At 40.3% G+C, this 23,130-nt stretch carries 14 protein-coding genes; 11 read left to right on the top strand and 3 right to left on the bottom strand.

All coding sequences use genetic code 11. The annotated features are described in order from the left end of the window. Positions 1-60: 60 nt before the first annotated feature. The 10 genes from rplJ (at position 61) to ND2E_RS17815 (ending at position 17,402) form a co-directional block, all read left to right on the top strand. Positions 61-555 (top strand): 50S ribosomal protein L10, encoded by a 495-nt coding sequence (gene rplJ / locus ND2E_RS17770; RefSeq protein ID WP_033092459.1) that lies wholly within the window; start codon positions 61-63, stop codon positions 553-555. A gap of 121 nt (positions 556-676) precedes the next feature. Then, positions 677-1,042 carry a 50S ribosomal protein L7/L12 gene (rplL, locus tag ND2E_RS17775; protein WP_033092458.1) on the top strand — a complete coding sequence of 122 codons (366 nt, stop codon included), beginning with the start codon at positions 677-679 and terminating at the stop codon, positions 1,040-1,042. 245 nt (positions 1,043-1,287) lie between these two features. Beyond that, positions 1,288-5,316: a DNA-directed RNA polymerase subunit beta gene (gene rpoB / locus ND2E_RS17780; protein ID WP_033092457.1), complete on the top strand. Its 4,029-nt coding sequence runs from the start codon at positions 1,288-1,290 to the stop codon at positions 5,314-5,316. A gap of 107 nt (positions 5,317-5,423) precedes the next feature. After that, positions 5,424-9,644, top strand: coding sequence for a DNA-directed RNA polymerase subunit beta' (gene rpoC, locus ND2E_RS17785; protein ID WP_033092456.1), 4,221 nt, complete (start codon positions 5,424-5,426; stop codon positions 9,642-9,644). A 315-nt stretch (positions 9,645-9,959) separates the two neighbouring features. Then, positions 9,960-10,334, top strand: coding sequence for a 30S ribosomal protein S12 (rpsL, locus tag ND2E_RS17790; protein ID WP_033092455.1), 375 nt, complete (start codon positions 9,960-9,962; stop codon positions 10,332-10,334). A gap of 116 nt (positions 10,335-10,450) precedes the next feature. Further along, the gene (gene rpsG, locus ND2E_RS17795; protein WP_033092454.1) at positions 10,451-10,924 is read left to right on the top strand and encodes a 30S ribosomal protein S7; all 474 of its coding nucleotides are present in this window, start codon (positions 10,451-10,453) and stop codon (positions 10,922-10,924) included. A gap of 255 nt (positions 10,925-11,179) precedes the next feature. Further along, complete coding sequence (gene fusA, locus ND2E_RS17800) at positions 11,180-13,279, top strand: elongation factor G (RefSeq protein WP_033092453.1); 2,100 nt, start codon at positions 11,180-11,182, stop codon at positions 13,277-13,279. A gap of 101 nt (positions 13,280-13,380) precedes the next feature. Beyond that, entirely contained in the window at positions 13,381-14,565 is a 1,185-nt protein-coding gene (gene tuf / locus ND2E_RS17805) for an elongation factor Tu (RefSeq protein ID WP_033092452.1), read from the top strand. A gap of 222 nt (positions 14,566-14,787) precedes the next feature. Further along, positions 14,788-15,765 carry an elongation factor P--(R)-beta-lysine ligase gene (epmA, locus tag ND2E_RS17810; protein WP_033092451.1) on the top strand — a complete coding sequence of 326 codons (978 nt, stop codon included), beginning with the start codon at positions 14,788-14,790 and terminating at the stop codon, positions 15,763-15,765. Positions 15,766-16,172: 407 nt separating this feature from the next. Next, positions 16,173-17,402, top strand: coding sequence for a nucleoside recognition domain-containing protein (locus ND2E_RS17815; protein WP_033092450.1), 1,230 nt, complete (start codon positions 16,173-16,175; stop codon positions 17,400-17,402). A 499-nt stretch (positions 17,403-17,901) separates the two neighbouring features. Here the strand turns inward: ND2E_RS17815 and ND2E_RS17820 are convergent, their stop codons facing one another. From ND2E_RS17820 to ND2E_RS17830, 3 genes are all read right to left on the bottom strand, one after another. Then, on the bottom strand, positions 17,902-18,588 hold the full coding sequence (locus tag ND2E_RS17820; protein WP_223303542.1) for a phosphoadenylyl-sulfate reductase: 687 nt from the start codon (positions 18,586-18,588) through the stop codon (positions 17,902-17,904). A 67-nt stretch (positions 18,589-18,655) separates the two neighbouring features. Next, on the bottom strand, positions 18,656-20,395 hold the full coding sequence (gene cysI, locus ND2E_RS17825; protein WP_033092448.1) for an assimilatory sulfite reductase (NADPH) hemoprotein subunit: 1,740 nt from the start codon (positions 20,393-20,395) through the stop codon (positions 18,656-18,658). Further along, positions 20,395-22,233: an assimilatory sulfite reductase (NADPH) flavoprotein subunit gene (locus ND2E_RS17830; RefSeq protein ID WP_033092447.1), complete on the bottom strand. Its 1,839-nt coding sequence runs from the start codon at positions 22,231-22,233 to the stop codon at positions 20,395-20,397. The genes cysI and ND2E_RS17830 overlap by 1 nt, the downstream gene beginning before the upstream one ends. 220 nt (positions 22,234-22,453) lie before the next feature. On the opposite strand from ND2E_RS17830, the gene ND2E_RS17835 reads away from it, so the two are divergent. Beyond that, positions 22,454-23,038 carry a lytic transglycosylase domain-containing protein gene (locus ND2E_RS17835; protein ID WP_150113701.1) on the top strand — a complete coding sequence of 195 codons (585 nt, stop codon included), beginning with the start codon at positions 22,454-22,456 and terminating at the stop codon, positions 23,036-23,038. The last annotated feature ends 92 nt before the right edge of the window (positions 23,039-23,130 follow it).

The following is a 23,130-nucleotide window of genomic DNA, read 5'->3' as shown; positions in this document are numbered from 1 at the left end:
ATTAGCTAAGGATTGTAAATACCGGTACTTTTTACCGGTTTGAACCAGGAGTTAAAGCCAATGGCTATCAATCTTGATGACAAAAAAGCAATTGTTGCTGAAGTTCAAGAAGCTGCTAGTGGCGCTCACTCAGTTGTAATCGCGGATGCCCGTGGTGTTACAGTTGAAGCAATTACTGTATTGCGTAAGCAAGCACGTGAAAGTGGCGTATGGATGAAAGTTGTCCGTAATACACTAGCACGTCGTGCAGTAGAAGGTACTGAATTTGAATGTGTTTCTGACGTATTTAAAGGCCCTTCACTAGTTGCTTTTTCAAGTGATCACCCAGGTGCTGCTGCACGTTTATTCACAGACTTCGCTAAAACTAACGAAGATTTTGAATTAAAAGCAGCTGCATTTGAAGGTAATGCCGTAGACGTAAATATGTTAGCTAAGCTACCTACTTACGACGAAGCGATTGCACGTTTAATGAGCGCAATGAAAGAAGCATCTGCAGGCAAGTTAGTCCGCACGATTGCTGCAGTTCGCGATCAGAAAGAACAAGAAGCAGCATAGGTTATTTAAGCTTATTGCTTAAAACCAAGCTTTTTGTATTTATAGTTATTTCAAACAGAGCTTTATTACTTAATAAGAAAAGTAACAATAGCCTGTTTATTAAAAATTAGGAAATTATAGTATGTCTATTTCTAAAGACGATATCTTAAACGCAGTTGCTGAAATGTCAGTAATGGACGTTGTTGAATTAATTGAAGCAATGGAAGAAAAATTCGGCGTTTCTGCTGCTGCAGCTGTTGCTGTTGCTGGCGATGCCGGTGCTGCTGCTGAAGAACAAACTGAATTTGATGTTGTTATGACTAGCTTCGGTGAGAAGAAAGTTGCAGTAATCAAAGCAGTTCGTGGCGCTACAGGTTTAGGCCTTAAAGAAGCTAAAGACTTAGTTGAATCTGCTCCTAAAGCGATCAAAGAAGGCGTAGAAAAAGCTGAAGCTGAAGAACTTAAGAAAGTTCTTGAAGAAGCTGGTGCTTCTGTTGAGATCAAATAATCTGTTTTTAAACAGATTATTTGCCTGAAAAGGCATGGCTGGTGATTTAAACGTCACCGGCCTTTTTGCGCTTTTGTTGTCAGAGAATAAATAACATTTAATTCCTTGATGACGTATTATTAGCGTTTAGGTGATTTCTATAAATCATCTAGTAGTATTTAGACGTAAATATTACAGCATAACCTGTCTTACTGAGCTTCGCTCAGTGGGCAGATTTGGCCATAACCAGCAAGCTGAGGAACCCCATGGCTTACTCATACTTTGAGAAAAAGCGAATTAGAAAGGACTTTGGTAAAAGTGCACAAGTAATGGAATATCCATTCTTGTTGTCCATTCAACTCGATTCTTTCCGCAAGTTTATTGATATTGATGCAACAGGTGAAACCGGTCTAGAGGCTGCTTTTCGTTCTATTTTCCCAATTAAAGCTTATTCAGGTAGCTCAGAATTACAATATGTAAGCTATCGTTTAGGTGAACCATTATTTGACGTTAAAGAATGTCAAATTCGTGGTGTGACTTATTCTGCACCATTACGCGTAAAATTACGTTTAGTGGTATACGATAAAGAAGCCGCAGCAGGTACTGTTAAAGATATCAAAGAGCAAGAAGTGTACATGGGCGAAATCCCGTTGATGACAGATAACGGTACTTTCGTAATCAATGGTACTGAACGTGTTATCGTTTCACAATTACACCGCTCTCCTGGTGTTTTCTTTGATCACGATAAAGGTAAAACTCACTCATCGGGTAAAGTATTATATAACGCACGCGTTATTCCTTACCGCGGTTCATGGTTAGACTTTGAATTCGATCCAAAAGATAACTTATTTGTTCGTATCGATAGACGTCGTAAATTACCAGCGTCAATTATCTTACGTGCATTAGAATATTCTACCGAAGATATTTTAGCGATGTTCTATGACACAACTAACTACACCATCAAAGGTGATAAGTTGATCATGGATCTTATCCCTGAGCGTCTTCGTGGTGAAACAGCTATTTTTGATATTTCGATCAAAAAAGGTGAAGTATTAGTTGAGTCTGGTCGTCGTATTACAGCACGCCATATTCGCGCTTTATCAAAAGCTAAATTAGATAAACTAGAAGTACCAGCAGATTACATCGTTGGTCGTGTTTTATCAAAAGCATACATTGACGAATCAACAGGTGAAGTAATTGCTGAAGCAAACGCAATTATTACTTTAGAATTATTAGCCGAGCTTAGCCAAGCGGGCCATAAAGTACTATCTACTTTATACATGAACGAATTTGATGTTGGTTCATACATGTCAGATACACTTCGTGTTGATAGTTCAACTAACAAGTTAGAAGCTTTAGTTGAAATCTACCGCATGATGCGTCCAGGCGAGCCACCGACGAAAGACGCTGCTGAAGGGTTATTTGCAAACTTATTCTTCGCATCAGAACGTTATGACTTATCAACGGTAGGTCGTATGAAGTTCAACCGTCGTGTTGGCAATGCAGACGATATTGGTACTGGTATTTTGTCACAAGATGACATTATTTCGGTAATGAAGACCTTAATCGGTATTCGTGACGGTAAAGGTGAAGTTGATGATATCGATCACTTAGGTAACCGTCGTATTCGTTCTGTTGGTGAAATGGCAGAAAACCAATTCCGTGTTGGCCTTGTTCGTGTTGAACGTGCGGTACGTGAACGTTTAAGTCTTGGTGACTTAGATGCAATCATGCCACAAGATTTAATCAATGCTAAGCCAATTTCTGCGGCTGTGAAAGAGTTCTTTGGCTCATCACAATTGTCACAGTTTATGGATCAAAACAACCCGTTATCAGAAGTAACGCATAAGCGTCGTATTTCTGCCTTAGGGCCGGGTGGTTTAACGCGTGAACGTGCTGGTTTTGAAGTACGGGATGTACATCCAACGCATTACGGTCGTGTTTGTCCAATCGAAACGCCAGAGGGTCCAAACATTGGTTTGATCAACTCGCTTTCTTGTTACGCACGTACCAATGATTACGGTTTCTTAGAGACGCCATACCGCAAAGTAATTGACGGTATAGTCACTGATGAAATTGATTATTTATCAGCAATTGAAGAGGGTAACTTTGTTATCGCTCAGGCAAATGCTGAACGTGATAGCAGCAATAAGTTACTTCAAGACTTAGTTAACTGTCGTCATAAAAACGAATTTACATTAAAAGCTTCTGCTGAAGTTCAATATATGGATGTGTCACCACAACAAATTATTTCTGTTGCGGCATCACTGATTCCATTCCTTGAACACGATGATGCTAACCGTGCCTTGATGGGCTCGAACATGCAACGTCAAGCCGTACCTACTTTAAGAGTTGATAAGCCTCTTGTTGGTACTGGTATGGAAAAAGTAGTAGCTGTTGATTCAGGTGTAACTGCAGTTGCCAAACGTGGCGGTGTAGTGAGCTATGTTGATGCATCGCGCATTGTTGTAAAAGTTAATGAAAATGAAATGCATGCTGGTGAAGCAGGTATTGATATTTATAACTTAACTAAATACACGCGTTCAAACCAAAATACTTGTATCAACCAGCGTCCAGTGTGTCGTATGGGTGAACCTGTTGTACGTGGTGATGTATTAGCTGATGGTCCTTCAACTGATATGGGTGAATTGGCTCTTGGCCAAAACATGCGTATCGCTTTCATGCCGTGGAATGGTTACAACTTTGAGGATTCAATGTTGTTATCTGAGCGCGTAGCTATGGAAGATAGATTTACTACTATTCACATTCAAGAGTTAACGTGTATTGCACGTGATACTAAATTGGGTAGTGAAGAAATTACTGCAGATATTCCAAATGTAGGCGAGTCAGCATTATCTAAATTAGATGAAGCTGGTGTTGTTTATATTGGTGCTGAAGTAAATGGTGGTGATATCTTAGTAGGTAAAGTAACACCAAAAGGTGAAACTCAGCTTACACCAGAAGAAAAACTATTACGTGCAATTTTCGGTGAGAAAGCTGCTGACGTTAAAGATAGTTCATTACGTGTACCTAACTCTGTTAAAGGTACTATCATTGATGTTCAAATATTTACTCGCGACGGCGTTGAAAAAGATGCTCGTGCAGTTGAAATTGAACAAATGCAACTTAAAGAAGTTAAGAAAGATCTTGGCGATGAATTAAGCATTTTAGAAGATGGTATTTACGCACGTACTAAGAAACTATTGTTATCTGCAGGCCTTAACGAGTCAGACTTAACGTCAATGTCTCGTGACAAGTGGTTAACACAAAACTTATCAGATGAAGTGCAACAAGCTGAACTTGAGCAAATTGCTGAACAATTTGATAATATCAAAGAAGACTTTGATAAGAAGTTTGAAGTTAAGCGTCGTAAGATTACTCAAGGTGATGACTTACAACCTGGCGTATTAAAAATTGTTAAGGTTTACTTAGCTGTTAAACGTCATATCCAGCCTGGTGATAAAATGGCTGGTCGTCATGGTAACAAGGGTGTTATTTCTAACGTAGTGCCTGTTGAAGATATGCCATATGATGAACACGGTGTGCCAGTTGATATCGTATTGAACCCACTAGGTGTTCCATCACGTATGAACATCGGTCAGATCTTAGAAACTCATTTAGGTATGGCTGCACGTGGTATCGGTGAAAAAATCAACCGCATGCTAGAAGCACAACAAGAAATTCACAAAATGCGTAACTTCTTACAAGATGTTTACAATGTTGGTGAGTCGCGACAAGAAGTTGATATTGCGAGTTTCTCTGATGATGAAGTAATGCGTTTAGCCGCTAATTTACGTGCGGGTTTACCTGTTGCTACGCCAGCATTTGACGGTGCAGCTGAAAAAGAAATTAAAGAGTTATTCAAGCTTGCTGATATGCCAGAAAGTGGTCAGTTCGTTTTAACTGATGGCCGTACAGGTCGTACATTTGAACGTCCGGTTACTGTTGGTTATATGTACATGTTAAAACTAAACCATTTAGTTGATGACAAAATGCATGCTCGTTCAACTGGTTCTTACTCATTAGTAACTCAGCAACCACTTGGTGGTAAAGCTCAGTTCGGTGGTCAGCGTTTCGGTGAGATGGAAGTATGGGCACTTGAAGCATATGGTGCTGCTTATACCTTGCAAGAAATGCTTACGGTTAAGTCTGATGATGTTAACGGTCGTACTAAGATGTATAAAAACTTAGTTGATGGTGATCATCGTATGGAACCAGGTATTCCTGAGTCGTTCAACGTATTGTTGAAAGAAATCCGCTCGTTAGGTATTAACATCGAGTTGGACAAAGACTAGGTTTCAAACCATAAGTCAATTGGCTTATCCTGATGGATAAGCCAATAAGCGAAGAAGGCAAATAAACCTGCCTTCTTCTCAAAGTTTAACTCCGACAGGAGAAGTGTGTGAAAGATTTACTTAAGTTTCTTAAGCAACAAAATCAAACCGAAGACTTCGATGGTATTCGCATCGGCTTAGCGTCGCCAGATTTGGTACGTTCTTGGTCATTTGGTGAAGTTAAAAAGCCAGAAACCATTAACTATCGTACTTTTAAGCCAGAACGTGACGGCTTATTCTGTGCGCGTATTTTTGGCCCAGTAAAAGACTATGAATGTCTTTGTGGCAAATACAAACGTTTGAAGCATCGTGGTGTTATCTGTGAAAAATGTGGCGTAGAAGTTACATTGACTAAAGTTCGTCGTGACCGTATGGGTCATATCGAATTAGCAAGTCCAGTAGCTCACATCTGGTTCTTAAAATCATTACCATCACGTATTGGTTTACTACTTGATATGACGTTGCGTGATATTGAGCGTGTGCTTTATTTTGAATCTTATGTTGTAACTGAACCTGGTTTAACAACATTAGAAAAAAGCCAAATTCTAACAGAAGAAGAATATCTTGATGCGTTAGAAGAGCACGGTGATGAATTTGACGCCTTAATGGGTGCTGAAGCGGTATTAGCTTTATTACAACAAATCGATTTAGACGGTGAAGTAGCGCAAATGCGTGAAGAATTACCTGAAATTGGTAGTGAAACTAAACGTAAAAAAATCACTAAGCGTTTAAAATTAATGGAAGCATTCGCAGCCTCAGGTAATAAACCTGAGTGGATGATTATGAATGTTTTACCAATTTTACCGCCAGATTTACGTCCATTAGTACCACTAGATGGCGGTCGTTTTGCGACTTCAGATCTTAACGATCTTTACCGTCGTGTTATTAACCGTAACAACCGTCTTAAACGTCTTTTAGATCTAGTTGCACCAGACATTATCGTACGTAACGAAAAACGTATGTTACAAGAGTCTGTTGATGCACTTCTAGATAACGGTCGCCGTGGTCGCGCTATTACCGGTTCTAACAAACGTCCTCTTAAATCTCTTGCTGATATGATCAAGGGTAAGCAAGGTCGTTTCCGTCAGAACTTACTTGGTAAGCGTGTAGATTACTCTGGTCGTTCTGTAATCACGGTTGGTCCAACATTGAAATTACATCAATGTGGTCTTCCTAAGAAAATGGCACTTGAATTATTCAAGCCATTTATCTACGGTAAATTAGAAGCACGTGGTTTAGCGACTACGATTAAAGCCGCTAAGAAATTAGTTGAACGTGAAGGCGCTGAAGTTTGGGATGTACTTGATGAAGTAATCCGCGAACATCCAGTAATGCTTAACCGTGCACCTACTCTACATAGATTAGGTATCCAAGCTTTTGAACCAGTGTTAATTGAAGGTAAAGCGATTCATCTTCATCCACTAGTTTGTGCGGCATACAATGCCGATTTCGATGGTGACCAAATGGCGGTACATGTACCGTTGACAATCGAAGCACAAATGGAAGCACGTACGTTGATGATGTCAACGAACAACGTGTTAGCACCAGCTAACGGTGAGCCAATCATAGTACCATCACAGGATGTTGTATTAGGTCTATATTACCTAACAAGATTCCGCATTAATGGTCTAGGTGAAGGCATGTACTTTACTGATGAGAAAGAAGTAGAAAAGGCTTACCGTACCGGTATTGCTGAACTTCATGCTCGCATTAAAGTTCGCATTACCGAGCATGTTAAAAATGCTGACGGTGAATGGGAAGCCGTGACTAAATTACGTGACACAACAGTTGGTCGCGCAATTATGTGGCAAGTATGTCCTAAGGGCTTACCTTATGACCTAATTGACCAACCACTTGGTAAAAAACCAATTTCAAAATTGATTAACCATGCTTACCGTAACTTAGGCTTAAAAGAAACGGTAATGTTTGCTGACCAAATCATGTACACAGGCTTCCATTACGCGATGATCGCAGGTTGTTCTGTTGGTATCGATGATATGGTTATTCCAGAAGCTAAGTACACCATCATTGATGATTCAGAAGCTGAAGTTGCTGAGATTCAAGCACAGTTTGACCAAGGTCTTGTAACTGCTGGTGAGAAATACAACAAAGTAATCGATATTTGGTCTTCTGCGAACGAAAAAGTTTCGAAAGCAATGATGGACAACTTATCGAGAGAAATGGTTGAAAACCGTGACGGTGAAATGGAAGAGCAAGATTCTTTCAACTCTATCTTCATGATGGCTGACTCGGGTGCTCGTGGTAGTGCCGCTCAGATTCGTCAGTTAGCTGGTATGCGTGGTTTGATGGCTAAACCAGATGGTTCAATCATCGAAACACCGATCACGGCAAACTTCCGTGAAGGTCTAAACGTATTACAATACTTCATCTCAACGCATGGTGCGCGTAAAGGTCTTGCCGATACAGCACTTAAAACAGCTAACTCGGGTTACTTAACTCGACGTTTAGTTGATGTTGCACAAGATTTAGTGGTTACAAATCATGACTGTGGCACTACAGATGGTTTATTAATGACGCCATTAATTGAAGGTGGTGATGTTGTAGAACCATTACGCGAACGTGTTTTAGGTCGTGTAGTGTGTGACGATGTATTGATTCCAGGTACTGAAGAAGTATTACTTCCACGTAACACTTTAATTGATGAAGCGCTTTGTGATGTTATTGAAGAAAATTCAGTAGACCAAATCAAAGTACGTTCAATCATTACCTGTAAAACTGACTTCGGTATTTGTGCTAACTGTTATGGTCGTGATTTGGCCCGTGGTCATATGATCAACCAAGGTGAAGCGATTGGTGTAGTTGCTGCACAATCAATTGGTGAACCAGGTACACAGTTAACTATGCGTACGTTCCATATCGGTGGTGCTGCATCTCGTGCTACAGCTGAAAACAGCGTACAAGTTAAAAATACTGGTACTTTGAAATTACAAAACGCGAAGTTTGTAACTAATTCAGAGAAGCATCTTGTTATTACGTCACGTTCATCAGAGTTAACTATTATTGATGAAATGGGTCGTGAAAAAGAACGTTATAAAGTACCTTACGGTTCTGTACTTTCTAAAAATGATGGTGAAGCAGTGAACTCAGGCGATACAATCGCTAACTGGGACCCACATACGCATCCTATCATCACGGAAGTGGCAGGTAAGGTTCAATTCGTTGATCTTGCTGATGGCGTAACTATGGTTCGCCAAACTGATGAGTTAACTGGTTTATCAAGTATCGTAATTACTGATGCTGCGCAGCGTACTGCAACGGGTAAAGAAATGCGCCCAGCATTGAAACTTATTGATGCTAAAGGTAAAGAAGTCATGATTGCAGGAACTGAAATTCCAGCACTTTACTATTTACCAGGTAATGCAATTGTAAACCTTGAAGATGGTGCGGATGTTGGCGTAGGTGATGCACTAGCTCGTATACCACAAGCAAGTTCAAAAACTCGTGATATTACTGGTGGTCTTCCTCGTGTTGCTGATTTATTCGAAGCGCGTAAACCTAAACTACCTGCAATCCTTGCAGAGAAAACGGGTGTTGTTGCTTTTGGTAAAGAAACTAAAGGTAAAGTACGTTTATTGATTACTCAACCTAGCGGTGAAGTATACGAAGAAATGATACCGAAAACGCGTCAACTTAATATCTACGAAGGTGAGCCAGTAATCAAAGGTGAAGTTATTGCCGATGGTCCTGAATCTCCGCATGATATCTTGCGTTTACGTGGTGTTGCTCCAGTGGCTAATTACATTGTTAACGAAGTACAAGAAGTTTACCGTTTGCAAGGGGTTAAGATTAACGATAAACACATCGAAGTTATCGTTCGTCAGATGATCCGTAAATGTGAAATTCTTGATGCGGGTGAATCTAGCTTCCTTAAAGGTGAGCAAGTTGAAGTAGCACGCGTTAACATTGAAAACCGTGAACTTGAAGCGGCCGGCAAGCAACCAGCTGAATATGAAATGCAGATGATGGGTATCACTAAAGCATCACTTGCAACTGAATCATTCATTTCAGCGGCGTCTTTCCAAGAAACAACACGTGTACTTACTGAAGCTGCTGTTGCAGGTAAGAAAGATGGTCTACGTGGTTTGAAAGAAAATGTTATCGTTGGTCGTTTAATCCCGGCTGGTACAGGTTATTCGTACCATCAAGAACGAGCAAGACGCAAAGCTGCTTCTCTAGAGCCAGTTGTTGAAAGTACTGTTTCAGCAGATGATGCAGAAAAAGCATTAACTGATGCGTTAAATTCAGATTTACTTTCTGACAATAATTAGTAACGCTTTTTAAGGGGAAACCCGCTATTTAGTCTAGTTAAGCGTTGAAATAAAACCGTACCTTGCAAAAGGTACGGTTTTTTGTTTTTTGAGCACGAAAACACTAATAACTTGACAGCTCAATCATTGACCTATAGAATTTCGCGACCTGATATTCTGTACACAGTGTGCATAATATAAAAAGTGTGATGATTGTCGCGCTTTTATCAAGGTAAAAGACATATTACGAGCGCGTAGACCTTTCCCATTGATTGAAGGTTTACGCACAAATTTACCAAGGCTACTTTCCTTGGTAACAACTAATCAGGAGCTATAATGGCAACTATTAACCAACTAGTACGTAAACCACGTGTTAGACAAGTAGCAAAAAGTAACGTTCCGGCGTTAGAAGCTTGTCCACAACGTCGTGGCGTATGTACTCGTGTGTATACTACTACACCAAAAAAACCTAACTCAGCATTACGTAAAGTTGCTCGTGTTCGTTTAACTAACGGCTTCGAAGTTACTTCATACATTGGTGGTGAAGGTCACAACTTACAAGAGCATAGCGTGATTTTAATCCGTGGTGGTCGTGTTAAAGATTTACCAGGTGTACGTTACCACACCGTTCGTGGCGCACTAGATTGTTCTGGTGTTAGCGACAGAAGACAAGGCCGTTCTAAGTACGGTGCTAAACGACCTAAATCTTAAGTTTTCCATTTTTGCCTAGATAAATAGGAAAAGATAAGAAACGTTAAGTAAGGCCAAATTAAAATTTTTTAAATTTATGTATTTTGGGTTAAACCTGAATAACACGGAGAATTAAGATGCCAAGAAGACGCGTCGTTGGGCAACGTCAAATATTGCCAGATCCTAAGTTCCATAACGAACTTTTAGCAAAATTCATCAACATCCTTATGGTTGATGGTAAAAAATCTACTGCAGAAAAAATTGTATACGGTGCATTAGACATTTTAACTGAAAAAAACAGCGAGAAAACTCACTTAGAGCTTTTCGAAACTGCTTTAGATAACATCCGCCCATCTGTCGAAGTTAAATCTCGTCGTGTTGGTGGTTCTACTTATCAAGTTCCAGTTGAAGTACGTCCTGTGCGTCGTAATGCTCTAGCCATGCGTTGGTTAGTTGAAGCAGCTCGTAAACGTGGTGAAAAATCAATGGCTCAGCGCCTAGCTAACGAAATGTTAGATGCGTCTGACAGCAAAGGTTCAGCGGTTAAGAAACGTGAAGACGTTCACCGTATGGCTGATGCTAACAAAGCATTCGCTCACTACCGCTGGTAAGATAGCAGTATTGACTGATTGTATTGCCTACCTTAGGGTAGGTACATGGCTAGCAAGAGTTTCTCTTGCTAGCCATACTCATTTTACGGACTAGTGCTTTTAGTACTGATTCATAGATTGTAGATAAATTTTTATAGTATAGTTTTATTAATTAAATACTTTGACCTCGGTTAAGAGCACTAACGAGTATTTACTTAATAACATTAAATTTTAATTACTGGTTCTATTGACGAGTAATGCTAAGAGGATTTCATTTTGGCCCGTATCACCCCTATAGAGCGCTACCGTAATATTGGTATTTGTGCGCATGTAGATGCAGGTAAAACGACAACCACAGAACGCGTATTATTCTATACAGGTCTGTCTCATAAGATTGGTGAAGTGCATGACGGCGCGGCCACTATGGATTGGATGGAACAAGAGCAAGAACGTGGAATAACTATAACCTCAGCAGCAACAACGTGTTTCTGGAAGGGAATGGAAGGTCAGTTTGATGATCATCGTATCAATATTATTGATACTCCTGGTCATGTTGATTTTACTATCGAAGTTGAGCGTTCGTTACGTGTGCTTGATGGCGCTGTTCTCGTGCTGTGTGGTTCTTCTGGTGTTCAACCACAAACTGAAACAGTTTGGCGCCAAATGGAGAAGTATGCGGTACCACGTATCGTTTTTGTTAACAAAATGGATAGAACTGGGGCTGACTTCTTATCTGTTGTTGAGCAACTCAAAACACGTTTAGGTGCAAATGCGGTACCTATTCATTTGGCTATTGGTGCCGAAGATGATTTTGAAGGTATTGTTGATCTAGTTAAAATGAAGGCCATTAACTGGAATGCTAGTGACCAAGGCATGAGCTTTAGCTATGAAGATATTCCTGCCGATATGCAAGAACTTGCTGAAGAGTGGCGTGAACACCTTGTTTCAGAAGCTGCTGAAGCGAATGAAGAATTGATGGATAAATACCTTGAAGAAGGTGATTTAACCGAAGAAGAGATTAAAGTCGGCTTGCGTGCTCGCACACTTGCCAATGAAATTATCTTGTGTAGTTGTGGTAGTGCTTTTAAAAATAAAGGTGTTCAAGCGGTTCTTGATGCCGTAATTGAATATTTACCATCACCAACGGAAGTTGCTGCTATTACGGGCATCAATGATGATAAAGATGAAACTGAAGGCAGTCGACCTGCAGACGATTCAGCACCATTTTCAGCACTTGCCTTTAAAATAGCAACTGACCCATTTGTTGGTACACTGACATTCTTCCGTGTATATTCAGGTGTAGTGCAAACAGGTGATAGTGTTCATAACCCAGTAAAAGGTAAAAAAGAACGTTTTGGTCGCATAGTACAAATGCATGCTAACGACAGACAAGAAATTAAAGAAGTTCGTGCGGGTGATATTGCTGCTGCAATAGGTTTGAAAGATGTCACCACGGGTGATACTTTATGTGATGCTAAGCATATCATTACACTAGAGCGTATGGAGTTTCCTGAACCAGTAATTTCTGTAGCCGTAGAGCCAAGAACACTCGCAGCACAAGAAAAAATGGGAATCGCTTTAGGTAAACTGGCAGCAGAAGACCCTTCATTTAGAGTGGCTACTGATGATGAAACGGGACAGACGATAATCTCAGGTATGGGAGAGTTACACTTAGATATCCTAGTTGAACGTATGAAACGTGAATTTAGTGTTGAGTGTAATGTAGGTAACCCTCAAGTTTCATACCGAGAAACGATTCGCAGCTCTGTTGAAGTTGAAGGCAAGTTTGTTCGTCAATCAGGTGGTAAAGGTCAGTTTGGTCATGTTTGGTTGAAAATGGAACCAAACGAAGAAGGTGCTGGTTTTGAGTTCGTTAACGAAATCGTTGGCGGCGCAGTACCAAAAGAATTTATTCCAGCAGTAGAAAAAGGCTGTAAAGAGCAAATGGATAGCGGTGTTTTAGCTGGATATCCTTTATTAGACATAAAAGTCACTCTATATGATGGATCTTTTCATGATGTTGACTCAAATGAGATAGCATTTAAGGTCGCTGCATCTATGGGCTTTAGAAAGGGTGCGCTTGAAGCAAATCCTGTTATCTTAGAGCCTATGATGAAAGTTGAAGTCACTACACCAGAAGCCAATATGGGTGATGTTGTAGGAGACCTAAATCGTCGTCGAGGTATGATTGACGGTATGGATGAAGGTCCGTCAGGTTCAAAAATTGTAAATGCATTGGTACCCCTAGCCGAAATGTTTGGTTATGCTACCGACTTGCGTAGTGCTACACAAGGCCGTGCATCTTACTCTATGGAGTTTCAGCAGTATAATGAAACGCCGAAATTGGTAGCACAAAAAATTATGGAAACTCGTTAGAGCATCCATTAACTTGAATATTTAATATTTACATCTGGCAAGGTCATTTTGACTGCGCCTTTTAATTTATATAGTTTACTAAACTTAAAGGTAATTGAAAAATGGCTAAAGAAAAATTTGAACGCTCGAAACCACACGTTAACGTTGGTACTATCGGTCACGTCGATCACGGTAAAACAACTTTAACAGCTGCTATCTCTGCGGTATTAACTAAAGTTCACGGTGGTGAAGTTAAAGATTTCGCACAAATCGATAATGCTCCTGAAGAGCGTGAGCGTGGTATTACAATCAATACTTCTCACATCGAATACGATACAGAAACTCGTCACTACGCACACGTAGATTGTCCAGGCCATGCTGATTACATCAAAAACATGATCACTGGTGCAGCACAAATGGATGGTGCTATCTTAGTAGTTGCTGCTACAGATGGTCCTATGCCACAAACACGTGAGCACATCTTATTGTCTCGCCAAGTTGGTGTTCCTTTCATCATCGTTTTCATGAACAAATGTGACGTTGTTGATGATGAAGAGTTATTAGAATTAGTAGAAATGGAAGTTCGTGAACTTCTTTCTGAATATGATTTCCCTGGTGATGACTTACCAGTAATCCAAGGTTCAGCTTTAGGCGCACTTCAAGGCGAAGCTAAATGGGAAGAAAAAGTTGTTGAACTAGCTGATGCACTTGATTCTTACATTCCAGAGCCAGAGCGTGCAATCGACGGTGCATTCATCATGCCTATCGAAGATGTATTCTCAATCTCAGGTCGTGGTACAGTTGTTACTGGTCGTGTAGAGCGCGGTATCATCAAAGTAGGTGAAGAAGTAGAAGTTGTTGGTATCCGTGATACACAAAAATCAACTTGTACAGGTGTTGAAATGTTCCGTAAGCTTCTTGACGAAGGTCGTGCTGGTGAGAACTGTGGTGTTCTTCTACGTGGTCTTAAGCGTGAAGATGTAGAACGTGGTCAAGTACTATGTGCTCCAGGTTCAATTTCTCCTCACACTAAGTTCGAATCAGAAGTATACGTACTAAGTAAAGATGAAGGTGGTCGTCATACTCCATTCTTCAAAGGTTACCGTCCACAGTTTTACTTCCGTACAACTGACATCACAGGTTCTGTAGAGCTACCTGAAGGTGTTGAAATGGTAATGCCTGGCGACAACTTGAAATTTGTTGTAGAGCTAATTAACCCAGTAGCGATGGACGAAGGTTTACGCTTCGCAATCCGTGAAGGTGGTCGTACTGTTGGTGCTGGTGTTGTATCATCTATCTTAGATTAATTAACACTTTCATGCCGCTAACCTTGCGTTAACGGCATTTCGGATACTCACTTGCTAACGCAAGTTCCGTGTCCGCGCTTTGTTAACCCATCGGTTAGCATGCAAGAAAAAGTTAATTGTCATTAAAAAAGGTCGCAAACGCGGCCTTTTTTGATCTTGCTATACAACGACTTGATAACCGTAGGCGGGAACTTGTTCGCGCTTATTAACGAGGAAATAAACATGACTTGGCAACCAACACTTTCTTGGCAAAATGCGCAAAAAAGAGCACAAATATTGCAAAAATTAAGACAGTTTTTTGCAGAGCGAGATGTTGTTGAAGTAGAAACACCTGCCTTGTCACAAGGTACTGTCACTGATGTTTATTTGGATGCTATCACCTGTCACTATGATTTTTTAGTGGATAGTCCAGCGGGTCACTCTACCGAATTATTTTTACAAACCTCACCCGAATTTCATATGAAGCGCTTACTTGCTGCAGGATATGGTTGCATTTACTCCATTGCTAAGGCCTTTCGTCATGAAGAGTCAGGTCGTAACCACAACCCTGAATTTACCATGCTTGAATGGTACCGCATTGGCTTTGATCAGTTTGACTTGATGTCTGAGGTGTCTGAACTATTAACCGCTGTTTTAGACTGTAATGAGTCGTTATTTAGCAGTTACCGAGATGTCTTCATTAAAACTGTCTCAGTTGACCCTTTAGTCGCCACTTTTGACGAACTTTTTGAAGTGTTAGCTAAGCATGGTAAAGCTGCTGATTGGCTCATTGAAATGAATGATGCCGACTTGCTGCTACAGTTTATTTTTACTGAAATTATTGAGCCAACTATTGGTATCGACCAGCCACAATTTATCTATGACTTTCCGGTAGCTCAAGCATCACTGGCAAAAAAATCAATCGACGATCCTCGAGTAGCACAACGATTTGAATGTTACTTTAAAGGTATAGAATTGGTAAATGGCTTTAATGAATTAACCGATGCTTCAGAGCAAGTTGCTCGTTTTGAGCAAGATAATGCCAAAAGAGAGCAGCAAGGGTTAGCTGTTAAACCTATTGATGGAAACTTCATAGCGGCGTTAAATCATGGTTTACCACAATGTTCAGGGGTCGCCTTAGGCATTGACCGCCTAGTGATGCTGGCGCTTGATATCCAAGAAATAAGTAAAGTACAGAGTTTTTCAATAGAACGAGCTTAAGGGTAAATAAAAGCAAGATATAGCCATATTGAACTTACTTCAGAGTTTTGTGTAGGTAGCTTAGTGCGCATTGTTGACGTTAGCTACTGGATGTTCTTTAGGTCAATTGATAGCCAGAGCCTGTTTAACGAATATGTCGCATTTGAATTGTTATCTAATTTTCTTTAAATTTAACTAAGGATAGATCACTATTTTGACACGACACCCATCTATTAGTCATGAGTAGACTGAACTGCTGATGCTTAATAAACGGGGTCAGATGAGAATTTCAAAGGCCTAAGTAACCGCTAGTTTATTGACGTTGCATCTAAATTCTAGGTTGTTGATTTTTCTCTACTCTTTTAAAGTTATAATCCTAACTATTTGTAGTTGTTCGTATCTAATTTTCTTATTCGGGGTTTATAGTTGTGTTGAATGGATTATGGTTAAGTTTTTTTTGGCTAGCAGCTATAGCCGCAGGTTATCAGTGGCTCTTACTAGATAACGCTGAAGTATTTAATCAAGTTATTACCTCTTTGTTTTCTATGGCGAAGCTTTCTGCTGAAATTGCAATTGGATTGATTGGGACACTTTGTTTGTGGCTCGGAATTTTTAAAATCGCTGAGAAATCCCAACTTATATCCTTTTTTGCTCGTGGCGTTGAGCCACTTTTTAGGCATTTGATGCCTGGAGTTCCTCGTGGCGATAAAGCTTTTGGCTCCATTTCCATGAATATGGCTGCTAACATGCTGGGGCTAGATAACGCTGCTACTCCGCTCGGCCTAAAGGCTATGCAAGACCTCCAAGAGCACAATACCAATAAAGATGTTGCGACTAATGCTCAAATCTTATTCTTAGTTTTGAATACGTCTTCCGTTACGTTATTGCCCGTTACTATTTTTATGTATCGTGCTCAGCAAGGTGCGCTAAACCCTACGGAGGTTTTTATCCCTATATTACTGGCTACCTGCGCATCAACAGTTGTTGGAGTGTCTGTTGTCGCTTGGATTCAGCGCCTGTCACTGTTGAATCGCGTCGTGTTATCTTATTTGGGGGGATTTGTTTTATTGGTATCCTTGCTCATTACAAGCTTAATAAGTATGCCAGCAGAGCAAATGACAAAGGTTAGCTCGGTGGCTGCTAACATCATTTTATTTGGTGTTATTCTTGCCTTTCTTACTATAGGTTGGCGTAAAGGTGTGCAAGTTTACGAGACCTTTATAGAAGGGGCCAAAGAAGGTTTTACTACAGCTGTTACATTAATACCTTATTTAGTGGCAATGTTAGTGGCTATAGGAGTTTTACGAGCTAGCGGGGCCTTGGGTTTATTTGTTGACGCTATTGCCTACTTGTTAGCTCTCGCTGGACTGAATACGCAATTTGTTGATGCATTGCCTACGGCACTAATGAAGCCATTTAGCGGCTCTGGTGCGCGGGCTATGATGCTAGAAACCATGAATACACATGGCGTAGACTCTTTCGCCGGTCGATTAGCTGCCGTTATGCAAGGCAGTACCGAAACAACGTTTTATGTGCTTGCTGTGTATTTCGGCGTTGTGGGTATTAAGCAAGGACGGCATGCCGTCTTTTGTGGGTTACTCGCAGATCTTGCCGGAATCTGTGCGGCTATAATCGTGTGTTATTGGTTCTTTGCATAATAAAAACTGGAATACTCTGAACCTCCCCAGTTTACCGGACATTTTAAATATGAAATTCCTATCTCTATTATCCCTAATTAACTTGAACTCGGTTTAAGAGATATTTAATCCATTGAAATATAGCCACAAAATATTCTGATGAGTTTATGGCTTGATAGTTTTTCTTAATTCAATGCAAATTTCGCGTCAATAACTGGTCTATTGCAAATAAACTAAACGCAGATGTTAAGAAAAATAGCTGCTAGATAAACATTTGTTAGGCCGAGTTCAGGGAATACTTATATTACAAACTTTGCGGCAGGAATCGAGGTTTTGGCTAGTTGAAATTGAAAGATGAATATTCAGCTAAGTGGTCGACACCGCGACGCCATGCAGGGAGGCAAACTCAAGCTATAGCAGTGAAACAATGGCAAATGACAGGCACAAAAAAATGCTAAAAGAGTTTTCTCTTTTAGCTTTTTGTAGGGCGATCTCATTATTTACTAAATCTGAGTAAAAATTATATACCATCACCATCTGTGTGAAGTCCACATTCACGGTTACCACCGCCAAAACGAGTCTCTTCTTCAGTCATGCCTAGGGTTAATGGTTTTGTGCTGTGTACATCACCAACTGATACGTAACCTTCATCCCATAATGGATGGTAGGGTAAATTGTGCTTAGTTAAGTACTCATGTACGTCTTTATTACTCCAATCAATGATCGGGTGAACTTTATAACGGCCACGTAAAGTACTAACAACACCTAAACTTTCACGGTGTGCCGATTGCTGGCGACGAACACCAGAAAACCAAGTCTGTGCATTTAACTCAGATAAACCACGTTCTAATGGTTCGACTTTGTTCCGGCGGTTATAAGCTTTAAGTGCATCATCACTTTGTGCCCATTCTTCACCGTATTTGGCTTGTTGCCATGCAGCACTTTCTTTTGCTTGATACACTTGCAGGTTTAAATTTAAACGGTCTGTCAGCTGCTCGATAAAACGATAGGTTTCAGGGAACAAATGACCTGTGTCTGTGATCAATACTGGAATATCGCTATCTACTTGGGTAAGTAAATGCAACATTACTGCCGATTGAATACCAAAGCTTGAAGATAAAACAAATTGACCTGGCAAGTTTTCCATGGCCCATTCTGCACGAGCAACCGCAGTTTGCTTTTCCAAAGATTGATTCCATTCTGCCATAGCAGGATGAGGAAATGCAGCTTCAAAAGGGCTGCTAAGCCCTTTATCTGCAGCAGTTATTGCGGAATTAAGCATGGTGGAAATCCCTAAAGCTCACAATAACCTGTTCAACAATACCGGCACGAATAACGAAATCACCAAAGGCTTCGCCGTCATTACGCTCTGCTGACCAACGGGCACTTAACGCATCAATTTCACTCAATACAGCCGCCTCATCAACATTTTCTTTGTATAATTTTGGTACTCGACTACCGGCTAAGTCACTACCTAGGTACATATTGTATTTACCTGGACCTTTACCAACTAGACCGATTTCAGCAAGCATTGCACGACCACAGCCATTCGGACAGCCAGTAACACGTAGGATAATGCTGTCATCTTTTAGGCCATTCTTTTCAAGAATAGTTTCAACATTGTCGACTAAACCCGGTAAGTAACGTTCGGCTTCGGCCATGGCTAATGGACAAGTAGGGAATGCCACACAAGCCATTGAACTCTTACGCTGATTTGAGACACCGTCGCTAATTAATCCGTGCTCACGTGCAAGCTGTTCAATAACCGTTTTATCTTCTGCAGAAACGCCAGCAACGATTAAATTTTGGTTAGCCGTTAAACGGAAATCACCTTTATGTATTTTGGCGATTTCAAGCATACCGGTTTTTAACGATTTGCCGTCGAAATCAAGAATACGACCATTTTCAATGAATAAAGTGAGGTGGTTTTTACCATCAATACCTTCAACCCAGCCAAAGCTGTCGCCACGGTGAGTAAACTCATATGAGCGAGACTCAGAAAACTCAACACCTGCTCTGCGTTCAACTTCGGCTTTAAAAGTATCAACACCAACTCTATCTATAGTGTATTTAGTTTTTGCATTTTTACGGTTAACACGGTTACCCCAATCACGTTGAGTCGTAACAACCGCAGCAGCAACATCTAACGCATGCTCTTTTGTAATAAAACCAAAGTCATCAGCACAGCGAGGATAAGTTGATTTATCGCCATGAGTCATGGCTAAACCACCACCAACAAGCACGTTAAAACCAATTAACTCGCCACCTTCGCTAATCGCAACAAAGTTTAAATCATTGGCATGTACATCAATGTCGTTATTAGGCGGAATGACAACCGTAGTTTTAAATTTACGTGGTAAATAATTACTGCCTAAAATAGGCTCAATGACATCTTCTTCTGTCGTTTCAACTCTCTCTTCATCTAACCAAATTTCGGCATAAGCTCTGGTTTTTGGTAATAAATGCTCACTGATTTTGGTTGCCCATTCGTAAGCTTCTTGATGCAATGCTGATTCAACCGGATTAGAAGTACAAAGTACATTACGGTTAACATCACCAGCTGTGGCAATTGAGTCTAAACCAACACTGTGAAGTGTTTGGTGCATTAATTTAATATTTGGCTTTAATACACCATGAAACTGAAATGTTTGACGTGTCGTTAAGCGAATACTGCCGTATGAGGTATAGTCATCGGCAAATTTATCAATAGCTAGCCATTGAGTTGGCTTGATAATGCCACCAGGTAAGCGCGCTCGAAGCATAACGTTATGCAATGGTTCAAGCTTTTGCTTTTGACGTTCAGCACGAATATCGCGGTCATCTTGCTGATACATACCGTGAGTACGAATTAGCTGGAAGTTATCGCTGGTAAAGCCACCTGTCATTCTGTCTTGCAGATCGTCTTTAATCGTCCCACGAAGGTAATCGCTTTCAGCTTTTAAGCGTTCATTGTCGGCCTGTTTACCTTCAACAATTAGTACAGGGTTTTCAACTTTTGTGAAATCGTTGCTCATTAGTAAACATCCTTCTGGTAACGCTTATTAGATCTAAGTGATTTTAAATAGTCTTCTGCTTGTTCTGCACTTAATTTACCGTGCTCTTGGATAATTTCTACCAAGGTTTGATGAACATCTTTGGCCATACGGTTAGCGTCACCACAAATATATAAGTGTGCGCCACGTTCTAACCAAGCAAAAACATCACTTGCTTGTTCTTTTAATCGGTCTTGTACATATACTTTTTCAGCTTGGTCACGAGAAAAGGCAACGTCCATACGTGTTAACAAACCAGATTTTAAATAATTTTGCCATTCAACTTGATAGAGGAAGTCTTGAGTGAAAGTTTGATCACCAAAAAACATCCAGTTGTCGCCGCTGGCATCGCGCGCTTCACGTTCTTGCATGAAAGCTCTAAATGGCGCTACCCCAGTACCAGGTCCAATCATAATGACTGGAGTATCATCTGATTGAGGTAAACGGAAATTGTCATTGTGCTCAACAAAAACACGTACTTTTTGGCCTTCTTCTAAGCGATTTGCTAAGAAGCTTGAAGCGCCACCGGTACGTGGTTCGCCATTAGTATCAAAACTAACTAAGCCTACAGTTAAGTGAACTTCTTCTTCAACTTCAGCTTGTGCTGATGCGATTGAATACAAACGCGGGGTTATTTTTCGAAGTGATTCAACAAAGAATTGCGGGTCAATTTCAGTTTTTGCCGCCTTTACTACATCGATAATTTGATGCTCACCCGCGTATTCTCTCGCGGTATTTTTATCAGCAGCAATTTTAGTAAGTGCTTTATCACCCGAAATTTTTGCCCAAAATTCAACAAATGCCGGCGCTGTTTGTGTAATTTCTAACTGCGTAGTTAAGGCATCCGTTAGTGTGAATACCTGATTGGCGCCATTTACCTTTAACTTGACTTTTTCTTCGCCAGTAAGACTTAGCGTAGCAATTAAATCAGCAACTAAAGCAGCGTCGTTTTCAAACCAAACGCCTAGAGCGTCACCTACTTGATAAGTTAAGCCTGATTCACCTAAATCAATCTCAATATGGCGAACATCTTTAGCAGAATCTCGACCAGTAATTTTTTGACTTAAAGAGAACTCTGCTTCATATGGGTTTTGTTTTGAATACTGACTTTCAGCGCCTGACGTTGGTAAATCAATAACTGGTGCAATACCAGCAGACGATTGGGTAAGTTCATCTTTTAGGCTTTCAACAATGCTTGCTGTCCAGCTTTCACAATCACTGTCATAATCTACGTCACAATCAACGCGAGGAGATACTTGTTTAGCGCCTAAGGCTTTTAAACGTTCGTCAAAATCTTTACCTGTTTGACAGAAAAATTCATAGCTACTATCACCTAATGCTAAAACGCTATAGCTAAGGTTTGGTAACTTAGGTGCTTTTTTACCTAATAAATACTCATGAAACTCAATAGCATCATCTGGAGCTTCGCCTTCACCATTGGTACTGGCGACGATTAATAAGTGGCTTTCATTTTTTAAGGCTTTAGCTTTATAGTCAGCAATGTTTTTAAGTACAACATTAATACCGGCCGTTTTTGCACTCTGCTCAAGTTTGCTCGCTACACCTTTAGCGTTGCCTGTTTGCGAGGCGTATAAAATAGTTAAAGTTTTTGCAGCAACCGTTGGTGCAGAAGGTGCTATCTGGGCATTATGGCCTTGTTCACTTTTTGCTGCTAAATAACCACTTGCCCAAGCAAGTTGAAGTGATGAATAACCAGCAACAGTTTGTTGTAGTGAAGCTAACTGATTTGCATCTAAGGCACTACTATTGTTTGCTGAATTTGATGTATTTTGATTTAATAAGCGCTGCTCTGGCAACATAACTATTTTCACCCATGACAATTGATGAATGAAGAATAGACAAATTTCATTCAGATCAAAAGGAATAGATAGCGATTTTTTATTCCAAAATGGAATATACAATGATGAAAGGATTTTAGTTGATGTTAAGTGTAATGGATTGGGGGTACTGATAAGGGTGATTTTAAATAAAAAAAATAAATATTACCGTTTTAGCTTACTCTTTTTTTTAAGCTCGTTGATGAGCATTAGTAATGCTTATGATAAAAAGTCTGCGGCTATATATACCTATAAATCCTCTTCAGGCGTTACATCTTTTTCTGATATCGAACCACTTGATGTTGATTTTAGTCGTTATCGATTTGATTGTTATGCATGTGAAGTAGATTCCTTAATTGATTGGCGCAAAGCAAAACTGTATCTAAAGCCATATAGACATGACATAAACAGTGCCGCGCTGAAATATGATATTGATCCTGCCTTTGTTCGGGCCGTTATTCATGCTGAATCTCATTTTAATCCGCAAGCTGTGTCTAAGCAAGGAGCGCAAGGCTTGATGCAGCTAATGCCTGCGACAGCGAAAGAGCTTGGCGTGCGAAATTCGTTAATTGCACAGCAGAATATTAATGGCGGCGTTAAACATTTAGCACGCTTATTGAAAAAATATAAAGGTGACAGTCAACTCGCCTCTGCTGCCTATAATGCAGGAGAAGGTGCGGTGAGAAGGTATGGTGGCATTCCTCCCTATAAAGAAACCCAAGTCTATGTTGAGCGCGTGGGAATTTTACATCAACGATATGGGCGATTCTCTCACCTTAACAATTAATTTTTAAGTTAAATTTGGCTATAAAAAAGCCGTGGCTATTTGGAAATAGCCGCGGCTATTTGGAAATAGCCGCGGCTTTTAGTATCTTGCTC

The organism is Colwellia psychrerythraea (assembly GCF_000764225.1).
Lineage (GTDB): Bacteria > Pseudomonadota > Gammaproteobacteria > Enterobacterales > Alteromonadaceae > Colwellia > Colwellia psychrerythraea_D.
Note: the sequence above shows the minus strand (reverse complement) of the source record. Positions and strands in the feature narration are given on the sequence as shown.